The organism is Streptomyces sp. NPDC048353, assembly GCF_055587165.1.
On record NZ_JBVJGU010000007.1, the window covers coordinates 1 to 20,150 of the forward strand.

Genomic DNA, 20,150 nt, shown 5'->3' on the forward strand with positions numbered 1-20,150 from the left:
CTCTCGGGCTTTCCTCCGGGCTTTTCCCTTCGGTCTTTCGTGTTTCCAGCTTAGCAGATCCGATTTCCGTTTCCGCCACCCGCTGGAGCGGGTTTGCCGGTTCAGGAATTCGCTTTTCGCGCTTTCCCTTGCGGCGGGGTCAAACACTACCAGGCTTTTTCGCTCCCCCCGACCACGCTCTCCGCAGTGCATGCAGAGGTGTAGACCACTGGGGTTAGGATCTGGCTCGATAGGTGCTGCCGACCCACGACTCGATGTCGCGTTGGGGTCAGGCAGAAGTACGACAGTACATCTCACCGTCAGTAGAGGCAAATCGTTTCTGGGTAGCCTCTAGGTCCGCCAACTGGTACGTCTCGTGCGGAACTAGGACTTCTCATGACATACGCTTCGGAACAGTACGCCGTCCAGGACAGGTAGTGACGGCGCCACACCATCTCCGCCCCTGGGAGGCTTCCCATGACAACCGTGTCGTCGCCGCTTGCCGGACGCGCCATCGGTCTCGCCGCAGTACCCGACCCCGTCTTCTCCGGCGCCATGGTCGGCCCCGGCACCGCCATCGACCCCGACCGTGGTCCGTCGGAGGCCGTTTCTCCGGTTGACGGCGTCATCGTCTCTCTGCACCCGCACGCGTTCGTCGTCGTCGACGGCGAGGGCCATGGAGTGCTGACCCACCTCGGGATCGACACCGTCCAGCTCAACGGGCAGGGATTCGAGCTGCTCGTGAACAAGGGGGACACCGTGACGCGCGGACAGGGCGTCGTCCGCTGGAACCCCGCCGAGGTCGAGGCGGCCGGCAAGTCCCCCATCTGTCCCGTCGTGGCCCTGGAGGCCACCGTCGACTCCCTCTCCGACGTCGTCGAGGACGGCGACGTGAAGACCGGCGACCAGCTCTTCGGCTGGAAGTGACGCCGGGCCGTCCTCGCGACGGCCGGGGGTCCGACATACATCGCGGCGGCCGGGGTGCCGTCGCTCTATCGGAGACGGGTGAGATGGAAACAACGCTGCGAGGCGTCGGCGTCAGCCACGGAGTGGCGATCGGCGAGGTTCGGCACATGGGCACGGCGGTACTCGAACCGCCGGCCAAGCAGATTCCCGCCGACGAGGCGGAGCGCGAACAGGGGCGCGCCCGCAAGGCCGTGGAAGCCGTGGCTGCCGACCTGATCGCGCGCGGCAATCTGGCCGGGGGCGAGGCACAGCACGTGCTCGAGGCTCAGGCGATGATCGCCCAGGACCCCGAGCTCATCGCCGACGTCGACCGCCGGATCGCGGTCGGCAGCACGGCGGAGCGCGGGATCTACGACGCCTTCTCCCACTACCGCGAGCTGCTCGCGGGCGCCGGCGAGTACATGGCCGGACGCGTGGCCGACCTCGACGACGTCCGCAACCGGATCGTCGCCCGCCTCCTCGGCGTGCCGATGCCGGGTGTGCCGGACAGCGACGAGCCGTACGTCCTGATCGCCCGGGACCTCGCTCCCGCCGACACGGCGCTGCTCGACCCGGCGCTGGTGCTCGGATTCGTGACCGAAGAGGGCGGGCCGACCAGCCACAGCGCGATCCTCGCACGGGCACTGGGCGTGCCGGCCGTGGTGGCGCTGCCGGGCGCGGGTGAGATCGGTGAGGGCACGGTCATCGCGGTGGACGGGTCCACCGGGGAGATCTTCGTGGACCCGACCGAGGAGCGGAAGGAGCGGCTGACGGCCGCCGCCGCCGAGCGCCGGGCCGCTCTCGCCGCGTCCAGCGGCCCGGGGGCGACCTCGGACGGGCACAAGGTGCCGCTGCTCGCCAACGTCGGCGGTCCGGCTGACGTGCCGGCGGCGGTGGAGGCCGGGGCCGAGGGTGTCGGGCTGTTCCGTACGGAGTTCCTCTTCCTGGACGACAGCGCGAAGGCGCCGTCCGAGGAGAAGCAGGTCGACGCCTACCGCAAGGTCCTGGAGGCGTTCCCCGAGGGCCGGGTGGTCGTGCGGGTGCTCGACGCCGGCGCGGACAAGCCGCTCGACTTCCTGACCCCCGCGGACGAGCCGAACCCGGCGCTGGGCGTGCGGGGCCTGCGGTCGCTGCTCGACCACCCCGACGTGCTGCGGACGCAGCTGACCGCGCTCGCCAAGGCCGCCGAGGGGCTGCCGGTGTACCTCGAGGTCATGGCGCCGATGGTGGCGGACCGTACGGACGCGAAGGCGTTCGCCGACGCGTGTCGTGCGGCGGGGCTGCGGGCCAAGTTCGGCGCGATGGTGGAGATCCCCTCCGCCGCGCTGCGGGCGCGCTCGATCCTGCAGGAGGTGGAGTTCCTGTCGCTGGGCACCAACGACCTGGCGCAGTACACCTTCGCCGCCGACCGTCAGGTCGGTGCCGTGTCGCGGCTGCAGGATCCGTGGCAGCCGGCGCTGCTCGACCTGGTGGCGCTGTCCGCCGAGGCGGCCAAGGCCGAGGGCAAGAGCTGTGGCGTCTGTGGTGAGGCCGCCGCGGATCCGCTGCTGGCCTGTGTGCTGACGGGTCTGGGTGTCACCTCTCTGTCGATGGGTGCGGCGTCCATCGCCTATGTGCGGGCGACGCTCGCGAAGTACACGCTGGCGCAGTGCGAGCGGGCCGCGGCGGCCGCGCGTGCGGCGGACACGGCCGACGAGGCCCGCCGGGCCGCGCAGGCGGTGCTGTCCGGGGAGTGATCCCGGCGGATCGTGGTCGACCGGAGGGGCTTCCCGTCACGTGAGTGGCGGGGAGCCCCTTCGTCGTCAGTGGTGGTCGGGCCAGTCGTCCTCGGGGGTCAGGTCGAAGCCCGCGTGGTAGTCGGCGTGGGGCTCGGGGGCGATCGGCTCGCCCGTGCGGGCGTCGGTGCAGTAGGCGTTGAAGACCTCGGCCTCGCTGAGCGGCAGGAGCGACCCCTGGGTGAGGCGCCAGCCGTGCAGGCGGTCGCGGGCGCCGGGGGCGGTGGTACGCAGGACGACTCCGCCGGGGGCGCCGAGGGCGATGCCGGTGGCGAGGACGGTGACGAACTGGGCTCCCTCCGCGCTGTCGAACCGGGCCGGGCCGCGCTCGTCGCGGGTGGTGTGGAGGAGGGCCAGGAGCTGTTCGTCGGCGGCGGGGACGCTGCAGACGAGGTGGTGGGTGCCGGGGCCGGCGGCTTCGAGGAGGCGGACGAGCAGATGGGAGGCCCGGTCGAAGGCGGCTCGGCCGATGTCCTCGCCGCAGGTGGCGCACTCGCCGGTGTCGGCGAGGAGCATCGTGGCGTACTCCCAGGTGGCGCGGTGGACGGCGGTGTCGATGAGGGTGGGGACGAGGTCGGTCATGGGCTGGCCGGTGTAGGGGACGCGGGCGCCGGTGACGGCCCGTTCGGCGGTGTAGCGGCTGCGGCTATCGGGGCGGTCGGGGTCGAGGCCGGTCTCGTCGCAGTAGGCGGCGTACTCCTCGGGGTCGAAGAGGGCGACGGTGGTGTGGCCGCCTCGGGTGGCGAGCTCCTTGAGCAGGGACTCCACCTGGCGGAGATAGGCGGGGTGGTCGTCGAAGCGGAAGGTGGCGTAGTGCCGCATGGCGGCGAAGTCGTCCTTGTCGGCGAGGAGGGCGACGGTGCTGGGGACTTCGCGGCGCAGGGCGCGGCGCAGGGCTGCGGTGGTGTCGGGCTGTGGCATGTCTCCCCCTGGGTCCAGTCGATCAATGCTCACTCACCGTAGCGGTGGGCACTGACAGTGACGGTCGGGTGAGGGTGCGGCGGACGAGGCGGCTCTGGACCGCGCAGGTGGCGGCGAGGGCGGCTCCGAGAACAGGCCAGGCCAGGGGGCCGGCGGAGATGACGCCGGTGAGGAGGAGGGGTCCGGCGAAGCGCTGGGTGGCGGGGGCCAGGGCGTGGACGCCGAGGTAGCTGCCCTGGGCTTCGGCGGGGGCGAGGGCGACGGAGAGTTCCCAGGAGACGGTGGCCTGGACGATCTCGGCGAGGGTGAGGGCGATGATGCCGGCGGTCAGTGCGGCGATGGCGAGGGCGGGTCCGCCGGCCGCCGAGGCGGCGAAGGCCAGGGTCCCCGCGGCGAAGAGGCACGCGAGCGGCACGAGGAGGCGGCGGGCGGCGTCGGTGGTGGCGCCGAAGCGGGCGAGGGGGACCTGGAAGAGCACGACGAGGACGCTGTTGACGACCATGAGGGCCGGGGCGAGTCCGACGGGGGCGTCGGTGGCGTGCACGATCCAGAGCGGCAGGGCGACTTGGAGGATCGAGTCGTGGAGGGAGAGGACGCTCTCGTTGGCGGTGAAGAGGAGGAAGGCGCGGTCGCGCCAGGGGCTGGTGGGTGGGGCGGGCTGGGTGGCGTCCGGGTGCGGGCCGGGGGCGGCGGCGATGCGGGCGGGGGCCGGGGGTTCGGCGCAGCGCAGGGTGAGGGTCGCCATCACGAGGTAGGTGAGGGCGTTGCCGACGAGCAGGAGTTGGAAGGCGGTGCTGGTGGCGACGGAGAGGGCGGCGGCGGCGCCGAGGCCGCCGACGGACCAGCCGAGGTTGCCGACGGTGCGGTTGATGGCCTGGTAGCGGACGCGTTCGGGGCCGGCGACGCGGGTGGCGTAGAGCTTGGTGAGCACGTTCGTGCCGCGGTCGGGGATGGCGCCGATGGCGGAGTAGAGGAGCAGCAGGGCGTACGTGTCCGTGGTGAGCAGGGCGAGGAGGGCGGCGGCGCGCAGGAGTTGGCCGCCGATGAGGAGGCGGGTGAGGGGGAAGCGGTCGGCGAGGCGGCCCGCGAGGGGGGCGCCGATGATCCCGAAGCCGCCGGAGACGCCGACGAGAAGGCCGATCTGGCCGATGCCCAGGCCGGAGACGTAGGTGAAGTAGAGGGCGATGGAGGTGGCCCAGAGGCCGGTGCCGGATTTGTCGATGAAGCCGATGAGCAGCATGCGGCGGCCGTCGGTGCCTCCTGGGATGCGGTCCTTCAGCGGTGTGCGGCGCACGGGCCCCCCTTGACGTCGACTTTTGTATCGATACATAATTCGATACGTGGCAGCACAATATTCGATCGTAGGGACGACGGCCAAGGGGATTGCCGCGTCCATCGAGCGCGGGGTGTCCGAGGGCGGGCTCGGGCCGGGGGACGCGATGCCCCCGGTGCGGCGGCTCGCCGACGAGCTCGCCGTCAGTCCCGGGACGGTGGCGACGGCGTACCGGGAGCTGCGGCAGCGGGGCGTCGTGGTCACCCGCGGGCGCGGCGGGACGGTGATCGCGCAGGCGCCCTCGGTCGCCTCGCGACGCCCGCCGCGCGTGCCGGAGGGGCTCGTCGACCTCGCGGGCGGCCATCCGGACCCCGCGTTCCTGCCCGAGCTGCGCCCTCCGGCGCTGGTGCGGCCGGTGTACGGCTCCCATCGCGCGTCGCCCCGGCTGGGCAGGCTCGAGGAGCTGACGCGGGAGTGGTTCGCGCGGGACGGTGTCCCGGCCGAGCACGTGACGTTCGCGCACGGTGCGCTGGACTGCATCGCGCGGCTGCTGTCGACGGAGCTGAAGCCCGGTGACGCGGTGGCGGTCGAGGACCCCGGCTTCCACCATCTGCTGGACCTGGTGCCCGCCTTGGGCCTGCGGATGGTCCCGGTCGCCGTGGACGCTGAGGGACTGGTGCCGGAGGCCCTGCGCACGGCGCTGCGGTCAGGGGTACGGGCGGTGGTGTGCAGTCCCCGGGGCCAGAGCCCCACGGGCGCGTACTTCGGACGCGGCCGGCGGGACGCGCTGGCGGCGGTCCTCGGGGACTTCCCGGAGGTCCTCGTCGTGGAGGACGACCACAACGCGGACATCGCGGGCGTACCCGCGTACACCCTCGCCGCGGCCGGGCTCGAACGGTGGGCCCAGGTGCGGACCGCATCCAAGCATCTGGGGATCGACCTGCGGTGGGCCGGGCTCGCCTGCGACCCGGTGACGCTGGCGCGGCACGACGGGCGGCTGCTGATGACGTCCGGCTGGGTCAGCCACGTCCTGCAGGAGACGGCGGCCGGGCTGCTCGCGGACGAGGAGGTCCGGCGCCTGGTGGCGGCCGGCGAGAAGGCGTACGGCGTGCGGCGGACGGCGCTGATCGAGGCGCTGGCGGGGCACGGGATCGGCGCGGTCGGGGCGAGCGGCCTCAGTGTGTGGGTGCCGGTGCGGGACGAGTCCGCGGTCGTCAACGGGCTGCGCACCCGGGGATGGTGGGTGGCGGCGGGGGCGCGGTTCCGGATCGCCTCGGCACCGGCGGTGCGGATCACGACGGCGGCGCTGGAGGAGCCGGCGGCGCGGCGGCTGGCGGCCGACTTCGCCGGGGTCCTCGGCGAGACGCAGGCGACGTACGGCGGGTAGCCGTCACGGCGGCCGGCGGCACGGGAGGGTGCGGAGCCGACGGAGGCCGCGGGGCCGGCGGACCGGGCGGTGGAGCGGGGGCTCGGTCCCGCCCCGCCCCACCGCCGTCGGCTACCGCTTCCGGGCGCGGGAGGCGGCCAGGGTCTCGTAGAAGGAGAGCAGGCCGAGGTCGTCGACGGAGCCCGGGTTGACGGCCTTGGCCAGGGGGGTGCCCTGGAGGAGGCGCTTGACCGGGACCTCGATGCGCTTGCCGGTGAGGGTGTGGGGCACGCCGGGGACCTCGATGATGTCGTCCGGGACGTGGCGCGGGGAGAGTTCGGAGCGGATCGTCCGGTTGATGCGGGAGATCAGCGCCTCGTCCAGGGAGACGCCGTCCGCGAGGTGCACGAACAACGGCATCCAGTAGCCGCCGTCGGGCTCCTCCAGGCCGATGACGAGGGATTCGCGGATCTCGGGGAGCCGTTCGACGGCTTCGTAGATGTCGGCCGAGCCCATCCGGACGCCCTGGCGGTTCAGGGTGGAGTCGGAGCGGCCGTGGATCACGACGGAGCCGTGGTCGGTGATCGTGATCCAGTCGCCGTGGCGCCAGACGCCGGGGAACATCTCGAAGTAGCTGTCGCGGTAGCGGCTGCCGTCGGGGTCGTTCCAGAAGTGGATCGGCATGGACGGCATGGGGTTGGTGACGACGAGTTCGCCCACCTCGCCGGTGAGCGGCTTGCCCGAGGGGTCCCATGCCTGCAGGTCGGTGCCGAGGCCGGCGGCCTGGAGCTCGCCGATGTGGACGGGCAGGGTGGGGACGGCGCCCGCGAAGCAGGAGCAGACGTCGGTGCCGCCGCTGACGGAGGCGATCCACAGGTCCTCGCGCACCTCGTCGTGCAGCCAGCGGAAGCCGTCGGGCGGCAGCGGGGAGCCGGTGGTGGCGACGCAGCCGACCGCGGAGAGGTCGAAGTCCCGGCCGGGGTGGACCTCCGCCTTGGCGCAGGCCATGACGTAGGCGGCGGAGGTGCCGTAGAGCGTGGCGCGGGTGCGTTCCGCGACCCGCCACTGGGCGGCCGTGTCCGGATAGCCGGGGCTGCCGTCGTAGAGGACGACGGTGGTGCCGGTGAGCAGACCGGAGACGAGGAAGTTCCACATCATCCAGCCGGTGGAGGTGTACCAGAAGAACACGTCCTCGGGGCCCAGGTCGCAGTGGAGGCCGAGCTGTTTGAGGTGTTCGACCAGGATGCCGCCCTGGGACTGCACGATCGCCTTGGGCAGGCCGGTCGTACCGGAGGAGTACAGGACCCACAGGGGGTGGTCGAAGGGGACCTGTTCGAAGACCGGGGCGGTGTCGGCGGAGGTGAGGGCCGACCACTCCAGGGTGCCCTCGGGGGCCTCGGTGCCGAGGAGCGGGATGTGGACGACTGCGCGGAGGGTGGGGAGCTCGGCGCGCAGCTCGGCGACCGTGTCGCGGCGGTCGTGCTCCTTGCCGCCATAGCGGTAGCCGTCCACCGTGAAGAGGACGACGGGCTCCACCTGCTGGAAGCGGTCCAGGACGCTGCGCGCCCCGAAGTCGGGGGCGCAGGAGGTCCACACCGCTCCGACGGCGGCGGTGGCGAGCAGGGCGGTGACGGCCTCGGGGATGTTCGGCAGATAGCCGCTGATCCGGTCGCCCGGGCGGACGCCGAGGGCGCGGAGTTCGGCGGCGAGGGAGCCGACCTGGCGCCGGAGCGTGGCCCAGCTGATCGGCCGCGGCTCATGTGTCTCGTCCACATGAAGCAGGGCCGGGTCGTGGGGTCGCTCGGAGGCGGCGCGCAGGGCGTGTTCGGCGTAGTTGAGGGTGGCTCCGGGGAACCACTGGGCTCCGGGCATCGACCGGTCGCCGAGGACGCGGTCGTACGGGGTGGCGAACCGGACGTCGAACCACTCGACGACGGCCCGCCAGAACGACTCCAGCTCCTCGACCGACCAGCGGTGCAGGGCCGGGTATCCGCCCTGGGTCGGGGCTCCGTGGTGCTCGGCCGCCCAGGACTGGAAACGGGTGACCGCGGCCGCGGCGATTCGTTCCTCGTCCGGCTGCCAGAGCGGGTCGGTGTGCGCTGATGTCATGGGGCGGCTCCCTGGGCGTACGCGGGGTCTGCGTGGGTCGCGCGCACGCGCTGGGGTGTGCGCGTGACGCGGCTGACAGGGACGATGCCATGGGAGCGGCTTTCGCACCAGGTTTCGCCGCCCATGGTCCGGTAGCTGAATATGTGCTCCCACCACGGGTGAACGGCAGTTGAACGAACCCCGCTCGGACCTGCGGCGATGGCAGGGTGAGCGGCATGGACGGTCGTGAGCTGGTGCGTTCGATGAGGGTGTTCGGATCGGTGCGGGGGTGGCGGGCGGTCCGCGCGGGGTGGCGGCAGCGGCGTACGGACGCGTGGGGGTTGCCCCGTGGGGGGCCGGAGCGGGCCAGGGTGCCGGGACCGGTCGGGGAGGCCGTGCCGGCTTCGGGCGGAGGCACCGTCCGATTCGCCCGCTCGGAGCTGCGGATCCGCGTCTCGGCGGGGGGCACGGTGTTCTGGGGATGGGACGGGGCCGAGCCGCTTCCCTCGTACGCGGTGGCGGGCGAGCCGCCCGAGCCGGACCCGCGGGCCGTGTTGGAGCCCGACATGGACGGCGGCTGGCGTGTGGTGTCGGAGCGGGTGACGGTCGCGGTCTCCCGGCACGGGGCGGTGGAGGTGCGGACGCCGGGCGGTGTCGTGCTCCGCCGGGATCTGCCGCCGCGCTGGTGGGAACCGGTCGGGGGCGGTCCTGCGCGCTGGGCGCAGCGCAGCGAGGTGCCCGCGGACGCCCGGTTCTTCGGCCTGGGCGGGCGGTCGGCCGGGCCGCGGCTGCGGGACGGTACGTACCGGCTGTGGAACACCGATCCTCACGGGAGGTTCGGTCCCGGCGACGATCCGCTCTACATCACCATGCCGGTGCAGTTCGTGGTCTCGGACGCCGGTACGCACCTCGCCTTCCACGACAACTCCTGGGACGGCCGGGTCCGGCTCGCCGAGGGCGAGGAGGGCGCGGGTTCGGGGCACGACCGGCCGGGGGTGGTCGAGGTCCGGATGAGCGGGGGGCCGTTGCGCTGCTGGGTGGTGGTCGGGACCCCCGCGCGGGTGCTGCACGGCTGGGCGGCGCTGACGGGTGCGCCCGCGCTGCCGCCGTCCTGGGCGCTGGGGCCGCAGCACGCGCGCTGGGGGTTCGGCAGCGAGCGGGAGGTGCGGCGGGTGGTGGACGGCTATCTCAAGCGGGAACTGCCGCTGTCCGTCCTGCACCTGGACATCGATCACTACGACGGGCACCGCGTGTTCACGGTCGACCGGGAGCGGTTTCCCGATCTGCCGGGGCTGGCGGCCGATCTGCGCGAGCGGGGCGTACGGCTGGTGTCGATCGTGGACCCCGCCGTCAAGGCCGAGCCGGGCGAGCCGGTGTACGACGGTGGGGCCGCCCTCGGCGCGTTCGTCCGCGACGCAAGGGGCCAGGAGGTGCGGGGCGAGGTGTGGCCGGGCGCGTGCGCGTATCCGGACTTCACCGATCCGGCCGTACGGGAGTGGTGGGGCGGGCTGTACGAGGAGCGTCTGGCGCAGGGTTTCGCCGGTTTCTGGCACGACATGAACGAGCCGGTCTCCTTCTCCCCCTTCGGCGACCAGACGCTGCCCCGGTCGGCCCGGCACGCGCTGGACGGCCGCGGCGGCGACCATCGCGAGGCGCACAACGTCTACGGCCTGACCATGGCCCAGGCGGGCTACGAGGGGCTGCGCCGGCTGCGGCCCGAGGAACGGCCGTTCCTCTTCTCCCGCTCCGGATGGGCGGGGATGCAGCGGTACGGAGGGACGTGGTCGGGCGATGTGACGACCGGCTGGCCCGGACTGCGGGCGTCGCTGTCGCTCGTCCTGGGTCTCGGGCTCTGCGGAGTGCCGTACTCCGGTCCCGACGTGGGCGGTTTCGACGGGAGCCCCTCGCCGGAGCTCTTCCTGCGCTGGTTCCAGCTGGGGGCGTGGCTGCCGCTGTTCCGTACGCACGCGGCGCTCGACGCGGGGCGGCGCGAGCCGTGGGAGTTCGGCCCGGACGTCCTAGAGCACGCGCGCGTGGCCCTGGCCGAGCGGGAGCGGCTGCTGCCGTACTTCGTCACCCTGGCGCGGCTCGCCCGGCTGACCGGGGCGCCGTACGTGCGACCGCTGTGGTGGGGGGCGCCAGAGGACCGGGCGCTGCGCGACTGCGAGGACGCGTTCCTGCTCGGCGACGCGCTGCTGGTGGCCCCGGTGCTGTCCCGGGGCACGGACCGGCGGGCGGTGCGGCTGCCGCGCGGGCGCTGGTACGACACGGCGACCGGGCAGGCGTACGAGGGGCCGGGCCAGGTGCTCCTGGAGGCGCCGCTGTCCCGGATCCCGGTGCTCGCGCGCGCGGGAGCGGTCGTTCCCGTACGGGGCTGGGGCGACGAACTGGAGTTGGAGGTCTGGGCTCCGGCGGCGGGGCGGACCGGCGGCGGTCTGATCGTGCGGGACACCGGGGACGGGTGGGAGCCGGCCGAGATCGAGCGGTACACGTCGCGGCTCGAGGGCGGGAAGGTGGTGGTGGAGCGGGTGACGGACGACGGGGCGCGGCAGACGGACCTTCCGGTCCGGGTACGGGGCGGGGAGGGCTGACGGGCGGCGGGGAGGTCGTCGTCACGCCCCGCGGGGACGGGAGGGCTGACGGGCGGCGGGGACGCCGTCGTCACGCCCCGCGGGGACGGGAGGGCTGACGGGCCGGGGACGCCGTCGTCACGGCCGCGGGGAGGCGTACGCTCCCCCGAACCAGCGCCGGACCGCCTCCGTGTGCAGCGGGAAGGCCAGCTCCGCCGGGGCCGTGAGCAGGTGCCAGCCGCTCGTCTCGTCGGTGGGGGCGGAGGGCGGGAGTTCGGCGGCCGGGCGGGGCGGGAGCAGGCCGAAGAGCAGGAGGTGGCCGGCCGGGGAGCTGAGGGCGTCGGCGAGGCGCACGTCGTCCGCCGCCGCCTCGATGCCGGTCTCCTCGCGCAGCTCACGGACGACGGCGGTGCGCCAGTCCTCCCCGTGGTCGATGAAGCCGCCGGGCAGGGCGACATGGCCCCGGCGCGGCTCGATCGTGCGGGTGATGACGACGAGTCCGGTGCCGGCCTCGTCCGTCGCCGGGAGGAGGGTGACGGCGACGGGCAGCGGGTTGCGGTACGCCACGGAGCCGCAGGATGCGCAGGTCCGGGGCCACAGGGCGGTCTCGCCGTAGGGGGCGCCGCAGGCGGAGCAGTGGGAGTCCTTCACGGCAGGACCGTACGCGATCGCCCTTCCCCGTGCCCGGGAAAACCTGATAGACGGTGCGCATGAGAGGACTCGTATCCGCCTTACGTACCGTCGGTGTCCTGGCCGTGGCCGGCCTGTGCGCCTCCACCGCCGCCGTGCCGTCCGCGCGGGCCGTGCCGGAGCCCAAGGCCCCGAAGGAGTTCACGGCCCTGGCGTCGGTGGACCGGACGATCATCCAGGAGATGCGCTACACCACGGAGCACAACTTCGTGGGCGAGCCGGTCGACGGATACCGTCAGCCGCTGTGCATCCTGACCCGGCCCGCCGCCGAAGCGCTGCAGCGGGCGCAGCGCAAGCTGCTCGCGCGCGGCTACACCCTGAAGGTGTACGACTGTTACCGGCCGCAGCGGGCGGTCGACCACTTCGTGCGCTGGGCGAAGGATCTCCACGACGAGCGGATGAAGGGCGAGTTCTATCCGCTGGTCGAGAAGGCGCGGCTGTTCGAGGACGGTTACATCGCGGAGAAGTCCGGGCACAGCCGCGGTTCGACGGTCGACGTGACGCTGGTACGGCTGCCCGTGGTGCCCACCCGGCCGTACGAGCCGGGCGAACCGCTGGTGGAGTGCTTCGCTCCGCGGGCGGATCGTTTCCCCGACTCCTCGGTCGACATGGGGACGGGCTTCGACTGCTTCGACACGCTGTCCCACACCGAGGATCCGCGGATCCAGGGGACACAGCGGGCCCACCGGCAGTTGCTGAAGACGACGCTGGCGGAGCAGGGGTTCGTGAACCTGCCCGAGGAGTGGTGGCACTTCACGTTCAAGCCGGAGCCGTTCCCGAGCACCTTCTTCGACTTCCCCGTGGCGCGGCGGTCGGTCGCCGGACACTGAGCCGGCCGCGGCGCCCTGTGCGGCACGGGCGGCCGGGGCCACCCCCGTGGGTCCCGGCCGCCCGTGCTGTCCGGAAGGACGCAGGACGGGCCCGTACGGTTCACAGCTGTCGACATCCGTGGCAAACTCCTGACGGTTCGTCAGATCAGGGTGCTCGGGGAGGGCCGTCGTGACACGGACGCGCAGACCAGTGGTGGCCGGATGGTTCACCGACGACGGCGAGGACGGGGCGGACTTCCGGCTCCTCGGAACCCGCTGCACCGCCTGTTCCTCCGTCTTCTTCCCCCGCGAGGACTCCTGGTGCCGCAACCCCGGCTGCCCGGGCGGCGGGGAGCTGGCCGAGACCCCCCTCTCCCGGCGCGGCGTCGTCTGGTCGTACACCGACGGGCGCTACCGCCCGCCGGCGCCGTACGTCTCCGATCCGGGCGTGCTTTGGGAGCCGTACACCCTCGTCGCCGTGGAGCTGGCGGCGGAGGCGATGGTGGTCCTCGGCCAGGCGGCCCCGGGCGTACGGACCTCCGACCTGAGGGTCGGCTTGGAGGTCGAGCTGGTGCCGGGCGTCCTCGACGAGGACGCGGAGCACACCTGGACGACCTGGCACTGGAAGCCGGTGCACGCGTGCGGGGATCGGGAGCGGTCATGAACGACATCGCCGTGCTCGGCGTCGGGATGCATCCGTGGGGGAAGTGGGGGCGCAGCTTCGTCGAGTACGGGACGGCGGCGGCCCGGGCGGCGCTCGCGGACGCCGGGCTGAGCTGGCGGGACATCGGTGCGGTGGTGGGAGCGGACACCGTACGGGGCGGATACCCGGGGTACGTCGCCGGGGCCACCTTCGCGCGGGCGCTCGGGTGGCAGGGGGCGCGGATCACCAGCGTGTACGCGGCGTGCGCGTCGGGCGCGCAGGCCGTGAGCGCCGCGCGCGCCCAGATCCTCGCCGGTCTCGCGGACGTGGTCCTCGTCGTCGGCGCGGACGCGGCGCCAAAGGGGTTCTTCGCCCCGGCGGGCGGGGAGCGGCCCGACGATCCCGACTGGCTCCGCTTCCGCGTGCTCGGGGCGACCAATCCTGCGTACTTCGCCCTCTACGCGCGGCGCCGGATGGCGGTGTACGGCGACACCGTGGACGACTTCGCACGGGTCAAGGTGAAGAACGCGGCCGCGGGGGCGCTCAATCCGCTCGCCCGCTACCGCAAGGCGGTGAGCGCGGAGGAGGTCGCGGCCTCGGCCGTGGTCGCCGATCCGCTGCGGCTGCTCGACATCTGCGCGACCTCGGACGGGGGCGCCGCGCTGGTCCTCTCGGGCATGGAGTTCGCCCGCCGGCACGGGCACGCCGATCCGGTCCGTATCCGGGCGGTCTCCACCGTCTCGCCGGTCTATCCCAGGGCGGTCCTCGACCTGCCCGACATCGCGACCGACTCCGCCGTCGCCGTCTCCCCCGCCCCGTACGGCTTCCGGGCGTCGATCGCCCGCGCGGCGTACGAGGAGGCGGGGATCGGCCCCGAGGACCTGTCGCTCGCCGAGGTCTACGACCTGTCCACGGCGCTGGAGCTGGAGTGGTACGAGGACATCGGCCTATGCGGGGCGGGCGAGGGCGCGAAGCTGGTACGGGAGGGGGTCACCGCGCTCGGCGGACGCGTACCGGTCAACACGAGCGGCGGCCTCGGCTCGTTCGGCGAGGCCGTTCCCGCGCAGGCGATCGCGCAGGTCTGCGAGCTGACCTGGCAGTTGCGCGGGACGGCGGGCGCTCGGCAGGTGGCCGGCGCGCGCGTCGGGATCACCGCGAACCAGGGGCTCTTCGGGCACGGTTCGGCCGTGGTGGCGGTGCGCTGAGCAGCCCCGCCCGGGGGCGGGGCGGGGCTCGGGCGGCCCGTCAGGTGGTCGCCCGGGTCGGGGCTCAGGGCGGCCCGTCAGGTGGCCGCCGGGGTCGGGCTGCGGTCCACCAGGACCAGGGCGTGCTGGACGACCGCCACCAGGACGTTCTTCACGGACTCGCGGTCCCGCGCGTCGCACATCAGCAGCTCCACCTCGGGGTCGAGGTCCAGCGCCCCGCGCACGTTCTCCGCCGAGAACCGCCGGGCGCCCTCGAAGCAGTTGACGGCCACGGTGAAGGGGATTCCTCGCCGCTCGAAGTAGTCGATCGCCGCGAAGCTGTCCTCCAGACGGCGGGTGTCCGCCAGGACGACCGCCCCGAGCGCGCCCTGCGCCAGCTCGTCCCAGAGGAACCAGAAGCGGTCCTGTCCGGGGGTGCCGAAGAGGTAGAGGACCAGGTCCTCGCGCAGGGTGATGCGGCCGAAGTCCATCGCGACCGTGGTGGTCGACTTGGACTCCACTCCGTGCAGGTCGTCGACGGGCCGCCCCGCCTCGCTGAGGATCTCCTCGGTGCGCAGCGGACGAATCTCGCTGACGGCACCGACGAGGGTGGTCTTGCCGACCCCGAAACCGCCCGCGACCAGGATCTTCAAGGTCACCGGTTCGACGAACGGCTTCTTGCGGCTAGAGCGCCCGAAGGCCATTGATCACCTCGCGGAGAATGCTCACGTCCGGCAGCTCGGCCGGCGGAACGGGGCGGGTCACATGGACGAGTTCGTCCTCGACGAGATCGCCGACGAGGACACGTACGACTCCGACGGGAAGATCGAGTCCGGCGGCGAGTTCGGCGATCGACTGGGGCGTTTCGGAACAGAGTTCGACGATCTCCACATGCTCCGGAGAGAGCGTCTGGTCACGACCGGGGTCGTCGGCGGCCGGTTCCGGCACCACCAGGGCGATCAGGTCGAGACGGTGACGGGTGGCGGCGCTGGTCCGGCCGCGGGTCATCGCGTACGGACGGACCACCGGCCCGGCTTCGTCGTCGAACCAGTGGCGGGCACGGTCCTGCCCCCGGTCCTGCAGATCTGCGTCACTCATGCCGTCCCCCCACTCATCCTCCGGCGGACAGGTCCGAACGGGGCGCCGTGGTGAGGTGGACCCCGACCCGCTTGACCATCAGTGTCATCTCGTAGGCGACCTGGCCGACGTCCGACTCGGCGTCCGCGAGGACCGCGAGGCAGCTGCCGTCACCGGCCGCCGTGACGAACAGGAACGCCTCCTCCAGCTCCACGACGGTCTGCCGGACCCTGCCGGCCTCGAAGTGGCGGCCGACTCCCTTGGCGAGGCTGTGGAATCCGGAGGCGACGGCGGCGAGGTGCTCGCCGTCCTCCCGGGTCAGGTCGGCGGAGGCGCCGGTGGGGAGGCCGTCGCTGGAGAGCACCAGGGCCTTCCGGATGGATCCGACCCGCTGGACCAGCTCGTCGAGGAGCCAGTTGAGCTCGCCGTTTCCGGAGGTCGTGGGTGCTGCGGCGTTCGGTGCGGTCATCGACCGTCCCCCTCGGGTGTCGTTCCTGGTGCTGTCGTCTCTGCGTTCTGCCGTCGTCCGCGCTGCCAGCCGCGCTGCATGGACGCCATGCGGCTGCGCACTTCCTCGGCGTCGCGCTCGAAGTCCGCCGGGGAGGCGCCGGCCGAGCCGGGCGCCTCCTGCTCCCGCGTGCGCTCGCCGCTCTCGCGCAGCTGGGGCGCGAGGCTGGCCTGACGGACCCTGCGGGGCAGCCCCCCGAACGGTGCGGGGCCCTCCGGCGGGACGCTGCCCGCCGGCGGGGCGGGAGCGTCCGAGGGGACGGGGCCGCCTGGCGGGACGGGGCCCGACGGCGGTACGGGGACCAGCAGGGGCGGGGTTCCGCGCCCGGCGTTCCGGGGGCCGCCGGAGGCTCGGTCCCGGGCCCGCGCGCTTCCGTGGTCGTGGTCGGCGTCCGTAGGGCTTGGGGCTCCCTGGGGGCGGCGGGCGGCGGGCGGCTCCTGCCCGGCGCGCTCGTCTCGGGCGTCGTGCGCGTCCCGGGCGCCGGGCGCCGCGTGCGCGTCGTGCGGGGACGGGTGGGCGCGGCCCGGCTCGTCGACGCGGCGGCCGTGGTCGACGACGAGCGTCGGCGGACGGCGCCGGGGCAGCGGCACGGGGCCGCTGTCGCTCTCGGACGCCTGCGCGGACGACCGGTCGGATCCCGGGCCCGGCGTACGGCCGGCGCCCTGACCGGGTGCCCGCTCGGACCTGCGGCCCGCGGCCCAGCCCGACGTACGGCCCGGCCCTCTGTCCAGCGGCAGGCTCGACGGCGTGCCCGGGGTCCGGTCGGGTCCCTGCTCGGCCGCAGTGTCGGAGGCCTGCTGGTGCTGCTCGCCGTCGGGCGCCGCCGCGAGACCGGGGCGGGTGCCGCCACGGCGCCGCGGGTCGCGGGCCCGGAAGAGGCCGCCGCGCTCGCTCTCGGTGTCGAGCAGGTCGGCGGACCGGTCGAGCAGGTCGTCGAAGCCGGCGTCGCCGAGCGGCGCCTCCAGCTCGACGGGGCCGTTCAGCGGCGCGGCGAGGGGGTCGTCGCGGTCCGCGCCGGAGGTTCCGCCCAGGGGCCGGGGCCCGTTCCCCGGTCCGCTCAGGAGGGGGGCCGGGGCAGGGCGGCCGGGGCCCGTGGAGCCGGGCGTCGTGTGCGGGACCTGGGTGAGCGCGGCGCGCCGGGCCGGCAGTTCGACCGCGTCGCCGCGGCTCGCCCCGGACGCGGCGCCGACCGCCCGGTCCGGACCGCCCCGCTCCAGGCCGTCCCGCTCCCCGTTCTCGCGGCCCGGGCTCTTGCGGTCCAGACGGAAACCCGCGCCCTCCGTCTCGGGGGCGTCGGTGAGCAGCGCGGCCGGGATGAAGACGACCGCGGTGGTCCCTCCGTACGGCGAGGGCTGGAGCGAGACGCGGACGTTCTGGCGCTGGGCGAGGCGGCTGACCACGAAGAGGCCGAGCCGGTCCGTGTCGGAGAGCTCGAACTCGGGGGTCTCCGCGAGGCGGAGGTTGGCGTCGAGGAGGGCGTCGGCGTTCATGCCGAGGCCACGGTCGTGGATCTCGAGGGTGAAGCCGTTGGCGACCCGCTCGCCGAGGACCTGCACGGCGGTGTGCGGGGGCGAGAACACGGTGGCGTTCTCGAGGAGTTCGGCGATGAGGTGGGTGAGGTCGGCGACGGCCGGACCGCCCACACCGAGGCGGGGCAGGCGGCGGACCTCGATCCGTTCGTAGTCCTCGACCTCGGCGACGGCCGCCCGTACGACGTCCATGAGCTGGACGGGCTTGCGCCACTGGCGGGAGGGGGCGGCGCCGGAGAGGATCACCAGGCCCTCGGCATGGCGGCGCATGCGGGTCGTCATGTGGTCGAGCCGGAAGAGGTCGGCGAGCTCCTCGGTGTCCTCGGTGCGCCGCTCCATGGTGTCGAGGAGGGTGAGCTGACGGTGGAGCAGCACCTGGTTGCGCCGGGCGAGGTTGACGAAGACCTCGGAGACGCCGCGGCGCATGTCGGCCTGTTTGACGGCCGCTTCGACGGCGGCGCGCTGCAGGGTGTTGAGGGCCTGGCCGACCTGGCCGACCTCGTCGTCCTCGTACCGCAGGTGCGGTACCTCGGTCTCGGTGTCGACGTGTTCCCCGGCGGCGAGCCGCCGCATCACGCTGGGCAGGCGGACGCCGGAGACCTCCTGGGCCTCCTTGCGCAGCCGGCGCAGGTCGCGGACGAGTCCGCGGCCGACGCGGACGGAGACGATGACGGAGACGAGCAGGGCGAGGAAGCCGAGGACGCCGGCGACCCCGGCCTTGAGCAGCACGCTGTAGGCGGCGGGCTGGACCCGGTCCTGGTAGCGGTCGCCGGCGGCGGTGTTCTCCCGGGCGAGGTCGTCGAGGACCGGGCCCGCGAGGTCGGCCCAGCGCTCGGGGCTGACGGAGCGCGGGTTCTTGGTCGCGCCCGCGACGATCAGGGCCTCCTCGGCACGACGCAGCGGCTCGGTGGAGGGGCTCGTCCAGTAGCGCTCGAACTTCTCGCGCTCGGCGGCGGGGAGGACTTCGAGGCTGGTCTCGTAGAACTGCTTGCGGTTGGCGACGAGGTCGGAGATCTTGCGGATCTCCTCGGCGGTGATCCGCTCGGCGATGAGCGCGGACATGACGAGCGCGTCCTCGCGGGAGAGCAGTTCGCGGCCGCGGACGACACCGACGAGGGCGCGTCCCTGCTTGTCCATCTCCACGTTCTCGAGGGCGTGGAGGGAGAGCAGGAAGCCGTAGCAGGGGTCGACGAGACGGTTGTAGAAGTCGAGGGCCTCGACGCGGCCGATGCTGCGGTTCTCGACGGAGCGGCGCAGGGCGTCGAGGCCGTCGAGCGCTTCGAGCAGGGAGCCGAGGCGCTGGGAGGTGACGGGGCGCATCTCCTCCCGTACGCCGGAGTCGACGGCGTTCTCCCGGATGCGGGCGATCTGGCGGTCGGTCGCCTCGCGGCCGACGCGGAGGGTGGTGAGGGCGTCGGAAGCGCGCGGGTCGGCGAGGTAGATCAGTGACTGGCGGCGTTCCTTCTGGATGACACGGACGGTGTCCTCCAGGGGGTAGCCGATCTTCTCGACGATGTAGCCGACGTCGAGAAGCTGGTCCGCCTCGCGGCCGGTGAGCGTGGTCGCGAAGCCCCAGAGGCCGGTGAGCGAGAGGAGGGGAACGAGCAGCAACGCCACGATCTTCCGGCGGATGGACTTTCCGCGAAAGCGCATGGCCTCCCCCAGCTCGGCCCCCGCCCGGCGCGGAGGTCTCCCACGTCGACGCGCGGGCGTCGGCCCACGGCGTCAACCCACGGCGTCAACCTTCAGCTTCAACAAACCGCTGCGCGAGCCTACTACTGCATCACAGCCAACTCGAAGGCATGTCCGGGCTATTTTCAGCCTGTCCAGTAAGCGTTGATCATGAGATGTCCTGGTATTCGAGGGGTTGCGCTCGGACGTGTGGCGCAGGACACCTGGCCGGGCGCCACCTCTTCTGCCTGGACGGATGGCTGGAACTTTTCGTTCCGGTCGGGGTCGGGACGAAACCTTTTCCCTTTCTGGTTCGTCATTCTGCGTAGGGGGGTTGTGTCCGCGTAAAGCGGCTCAAGACGGGCAGCAGCCACCCTGGGAGACTTTCGGCGGTGGGGAGTGACGGAACCATGGACCAAGAGGCGCGGATGACGCGTCAGTTGTGGGTGGAGGACGAGAAGGGCCGGCGGCGGGTGCCCGATCCGGTGCGCAGGGCCGCGGTGCGGGCCCTGCTGCTCACGTCGGTGACGCTGATCCAGGCGATGGTGGCCTTCTTCGCCGCGATGAGCGGTTCCTGGCTCGCGTTCCCGACGCTGCTCACCTCGGTGGCCAGCACGGTCGTCGCCACGTGGAGCGTGCTCGACGTGTGGGTGACGCGCCAGGTGTGGCGGCAGCGGAACGGTGTGGTGTCGGAGCCGAGCAGTACGGCCCGTCAGCTGCGCCGCGAGCGGCGCCGGGCGGAGAAGGCCGGTCGGGGCCGGGCGCCGGAAGGCGCACCGGGTCACGGCGAGCCGGTGCACGGTGAGGCGGTGCACGGTGCGGCGGATCGGGGCGCGTCCGGTCTCGGTGAGCCGGGTCTCGGTGAGCCGGGTCTCGCGGAGCCGGTGCGGGGTGAATCCGGTCAGGGTGTGCCCGCCCAGGGCGGCGCGAAGGTGCGGCGTCCGGAGGCGGCGCGCCTGTCCGAGGCCGCCTGACCGACGGTGTGACGCGTCGGCCTGACCCGGCCTCTGGCGGTACGAGAAAGCGGTGGTGGGCCCCGCCCCCCTCGGGGGCGGGGGCCCCCCCCCGTGGCGGGACCGCCCCCCGGGGCCCCCCCCGGGGGGGGGCCCGGGGCCCCGGCCC

At 73.4% G+C, this 20,150-nt stretch carries 15 protein-coding genes and 1 pseudogene; 8 read left to right on the top strand and 8 right to left on the bottom strand.

Annotation, left to right across the window (positions count from 1 at the left end):
* Positions 1-456 precede the first annotated feature (456 nt).
* Positions 457-906, top strand: coding sequence for a PTS sugar transporter subunit IIA (locus tag ACZ6RC_RS24165; protein WP_391145304.1), 450 nt, complete (start codon positions 457-459; stop codon positions 904-906).
* A gap of 83 nt (positions 907-989) precedes the next feature.
* Complete coding sequence (gene ptsP, locus ACZ6RC_RS24170) at positions 990-2,660, top strand: phosphoenolpyruvate--protein phosphotransferase (protein ID WP_391145302.1); 1,671 nt, start codon at positions 990-992, stop codon at positions 2,658-2,660.
* A 66-nt stretch (positions 2,661-2,726) separates the two neighbouring features.
* Here ptsP and ACZ6RC_RS24175 read toward each other — a convergent pair whose 3' ends face one another.
* Both ACZ6RC_RS24175 and ACZ6RC_RS24180 read right to left on the bottom strand, forming a co-directional pair.
* Positions 2,727-3,620: a hypothetical protein gene (locus tag ACZ6RC_RS24175; RefSeq protein WP_469586789.1), complete on the bottom strand. Its 894-nt coding sequence runs from the start codon at positions 3,618-3,620 to the stop codon at positions 2,727-2,729.
* Positions 3,621-3,642: 22 nt separating this feature from the next.
* Complete coding sequence (locus ACZ6RC_RS24180) at positions 3,643-4,914, bottom strand: MFS transporter (protein WP_469586793.1); 1,272 nt, start codon at positions 4,912-4,914, stop codon at positions 3,643-3,645.
* A 46-nt stretch (positions 4,915-4,960) separates the two neighbouring features.
* Between ACZ6RC_RS24180 and ACZ6RC_RS24185 the strand changes: the two genes are divergently transcribed.
* A complete protein-coding gene (locus ACZ6RC_RS24185; RefSeq protein WP_469586796.1) occupies positions 4,961-6,280 on the top strand; it encodes an aminotransferase class I/II-fold pyridoxal phosphate-dependent enzyme in 1,320 nt (439 codons plus the stop codon).
* 111 nt (positions 6,281-6,391) lie between these two features.
* Here ACZ6RC_RS24185 and ACZ6RC_RS24190 read toward each other — a convergent pair whose 3' ends face one another.
* A complete protein-coding gene (locus ACZ6RC_RS24190) occupies positions 6,392-8,368 on the bottom strand; it encodes an acetoacetate--CoA ligase (protein WP_469586799.1) in 1,977 nt (658 codons plus the stop codon).
* A gap of 215 nt (positions 8,369-8,583) precedes the next feature.
* Between ACZ6RC_RS24190 and ACZ6RC_RS24195 the strand changes: the two genes are divergently transcribed.
* Positions 8,584-10,938, top strand: a complete 2,355-nt coding sequence (locus ACZ6RC_RS24195; RefSeq protein WP_469586803.1) for a glycoside hydrolase family 31 protein — start codon at positions 8,584-8,586, stop codon at positions 10,936-10,938.
* Between the two features lie 117 nt (positions 10,939-11,055).
* On the opposite strand, the gene ACZ6RC_RS24200 is transcribed toward ACZ6RC_RS24195, so the two are convergent.
* Positions 11,056-11,568: an NUDIX domain-containing protein gene (locus tag ACZ6RC_RS24200; RefSeq protein ID WP_469586806.1), complete on the bottom strand. Its 513-nt coding sequence runs from the start codon at positions 11,566-11,568 to the stop codon at positions 11,056-11,058.
* A gap of 59 nt (positions 11,569-11,627) precedes the next feature.
* Here ACZ6RC_RS24200 and ACZ6RC_RS24205 point away from each other — a divergent pair, with 59 nt between their 5' ends.
* From ACZ6RC_RS24205 to ACZ6RC_RS24215, 3 genes are all read left to right on the top strand, one after another.
* A complete protein-coding gene (locus ACZ6RC_RS24205; protein WP_469586809.1) occupies positions 11,628-12,437 on the top strand; it encodes a M15 family metallopeptidase in 810 nt (269 codons plus the stop codon).
* 169 nt (positions 12,438-12,606) lie between these two features.
* Positions 12,607-13,080, top strand: coding sequence for a Zn-ribbon domain-containing OB-fold protein (locus ACZ6RC_RS24210; protein WP_469586812.1), 474 nt, complete (start codon positions 12,607-12,609; stop codon positions 13,078-13,080).
* Complete coding sequence (locus ACZ6RC_RS24215; protein ID WP_469586815.1) at positions 13,077-14,264, top strand: lipid-transfer protein; 1,188 nt, start codon at positions 13,077-13,079, stop codon at positions 14,262-14,264. Before ACZ6RC_RS24210 ends, ACZ6RC_RS24215 begins: the two co-directional genes overlap by 4 nt.
* A 77-nt stretch (positions 14,265-14,341) precedes the next feature.
* Here ACZ6RC_RS24215 and ACZ6RC_RS24220 read toward each other — a convergent pair whose 3' ends face one another.
* Genes ACZ6RC_RS24220 through ACZ6RC_RS24235 form a run of 4 tightly spaced genes read right to left on the bottom strand, consistent with a single transcriptional unit; the run spans position 14,342 to position 19,010 of the window.
* On the bottom strand, positions 14,342-14,947 hold the full coding sequence (locus ACZ6RC_RS24220) for a GTP-binding protein (protein WP_391145277.1): 606 nt from the start codon (positions 14,945-14,947) through the stop codon (positions 14,342-14,344).
* Positions 14,928-15,341, bottom strand: a complete 414-nt coding sequence (locus ACZ6RC_RS24225; RefSeq protein ID WP_391145274.1) for a DUF742 domain-containing protein — start codon at positions 15,339-15,341, stop codon at positions 14,928-14,930. Before ACZ6RC_RS24225 ends, ACZ6RC_RS24220 begins: the two co-directional genes overlap by 20 nt.
* A gap of 13 nt (positions 15,342-15,354) precedes the next feature.
* Positions 15,355-15,789 carry a roadblock/LC7 domain-containing protein gene (locus tag ACZ6RC_RS24230; protein ID WP_391145271.1) on the bottom strand — a complete coding sequence of 145 codons (435 nt, stop codon included), beginning with the start codon at positions 15,787-15,789 and terminating at the stop codon, positions 15,355-15,357.
* Entirely contained in the window at positions 15,786-19,010 is a 3,225-nt protein-coding gene (locus tag ACZ6RC_RS24235) for a nitrate- and nitrite sensing domain-containing protein (RefSeq protein ID WP_469586820.1), read from the bottom strand. Before ACZ6RC_RS24235 ends, ACZ6RC_RS24230 begins: the two co-directional genes overlap by 4 nt.
* A 428-nt stretch (positions 19,011-19,438) precedes the next feature.
* On the opposite strand from ACZ6RC_RS24235, the pseudogene ACZ6RC_RS24240 reads away from it, so the two are divergent.
* Positions 19,439-19,804, top strand: a pseudogene (locus ACZ6RC_RS24240) (hypothetical protein); the annotation flags it as partial.
* Positions 19,805-20,150 lie beyond the last annotated feature (346 nt).

What these genes read in the sequence shown, in the direction of transcription:
- ACZ6RC_RS24165 (WP_391145304.1), top strand. Translation starts at nt 457, where the DNA reads ATGACAACCGTGTCGTCGCCGCTTGCCGGACGCGCCATCGGTCTCGCC.
- ptsP (WP_391145302.1), top strand. Translation starts at nt 990, where the DNA reads ATGGAAACAACGCTGCGAGGCGTCGGCGTCAGCCACGGAGTGGCGATC.
- ACZ6RC_RS24175 (WP_469586789.1), bottom strand. Translation starts at nt 3,620, where the DNA reads ATGCCACAGCCCGACACCACCGCAGCCCTGCGCCGCGCCCTGCGCCGC.
- ACZ6RC_RS24190 (WP_469586799.1), bottom strand. Translation starts at nt 8,368, where the DNA reads ATGACATCAGCGCACACCGACCCGCTCTGGCAGCCGGACGAGGAACGA.
- ACZ6RC_RS24195 (WP_469586803.1), top strand. Translation starts at nt 8,584, where the DNA reads ATGGACGGTCGTGAGCTGGTGCGTTCGATGAGGGTGTTCGGATCGGTG.
- ACZ6RC_RS24205 (WP_469586809.1), top strand. Translation starts at nt 11,628, where the DNA reads ATGAGAGGACTCGTATCCGCCTTACGTACCGTCGGTGTCCTGGCCGTG.
- ACZ6RC_RS24215 (WP_469586815.1), top strand. Translation starts at nt 13,077, where the DNA reads ATGAACGACATCGCCGTGCTCGGCGTCGGGATGCATCCGTGGGGGAAG.
- ACZ6RC_RS24220 (WP_391145277.1), bottom strand. Translation starts at nt 14,947, where the DNA reads ATGGCCTTCGGGCGCTCTAGCCGCAAGAAGCCGTTCGTCGAACCGGTG.
- ACZ6RC_RS24225 (WP_391145274.1), bottom strand. Translation starts at nt 15,341, where the DNA reads ATGAGTGACGCAGATCTGCAGGACCGGGGGCAGGACCGTGCCCGCCAC.
- ACZ6RC_RS24230 (WP_391145271.1), bottom strand. Translation starts at nt 15,789, where the DNA reads ATGACCGCACCGAACGCCGCAGCACCCACGACCTCCGGAAACGGCGAG.
- ACZ6RC_RS24235 (WP_469586820.1), bottom strand. Translation starts at nt 19,010, where the DNA reads ATGCGCTTTCGCGGAAAGTCCATCCGCCGGAAGATCGTGGCGTTGCTG.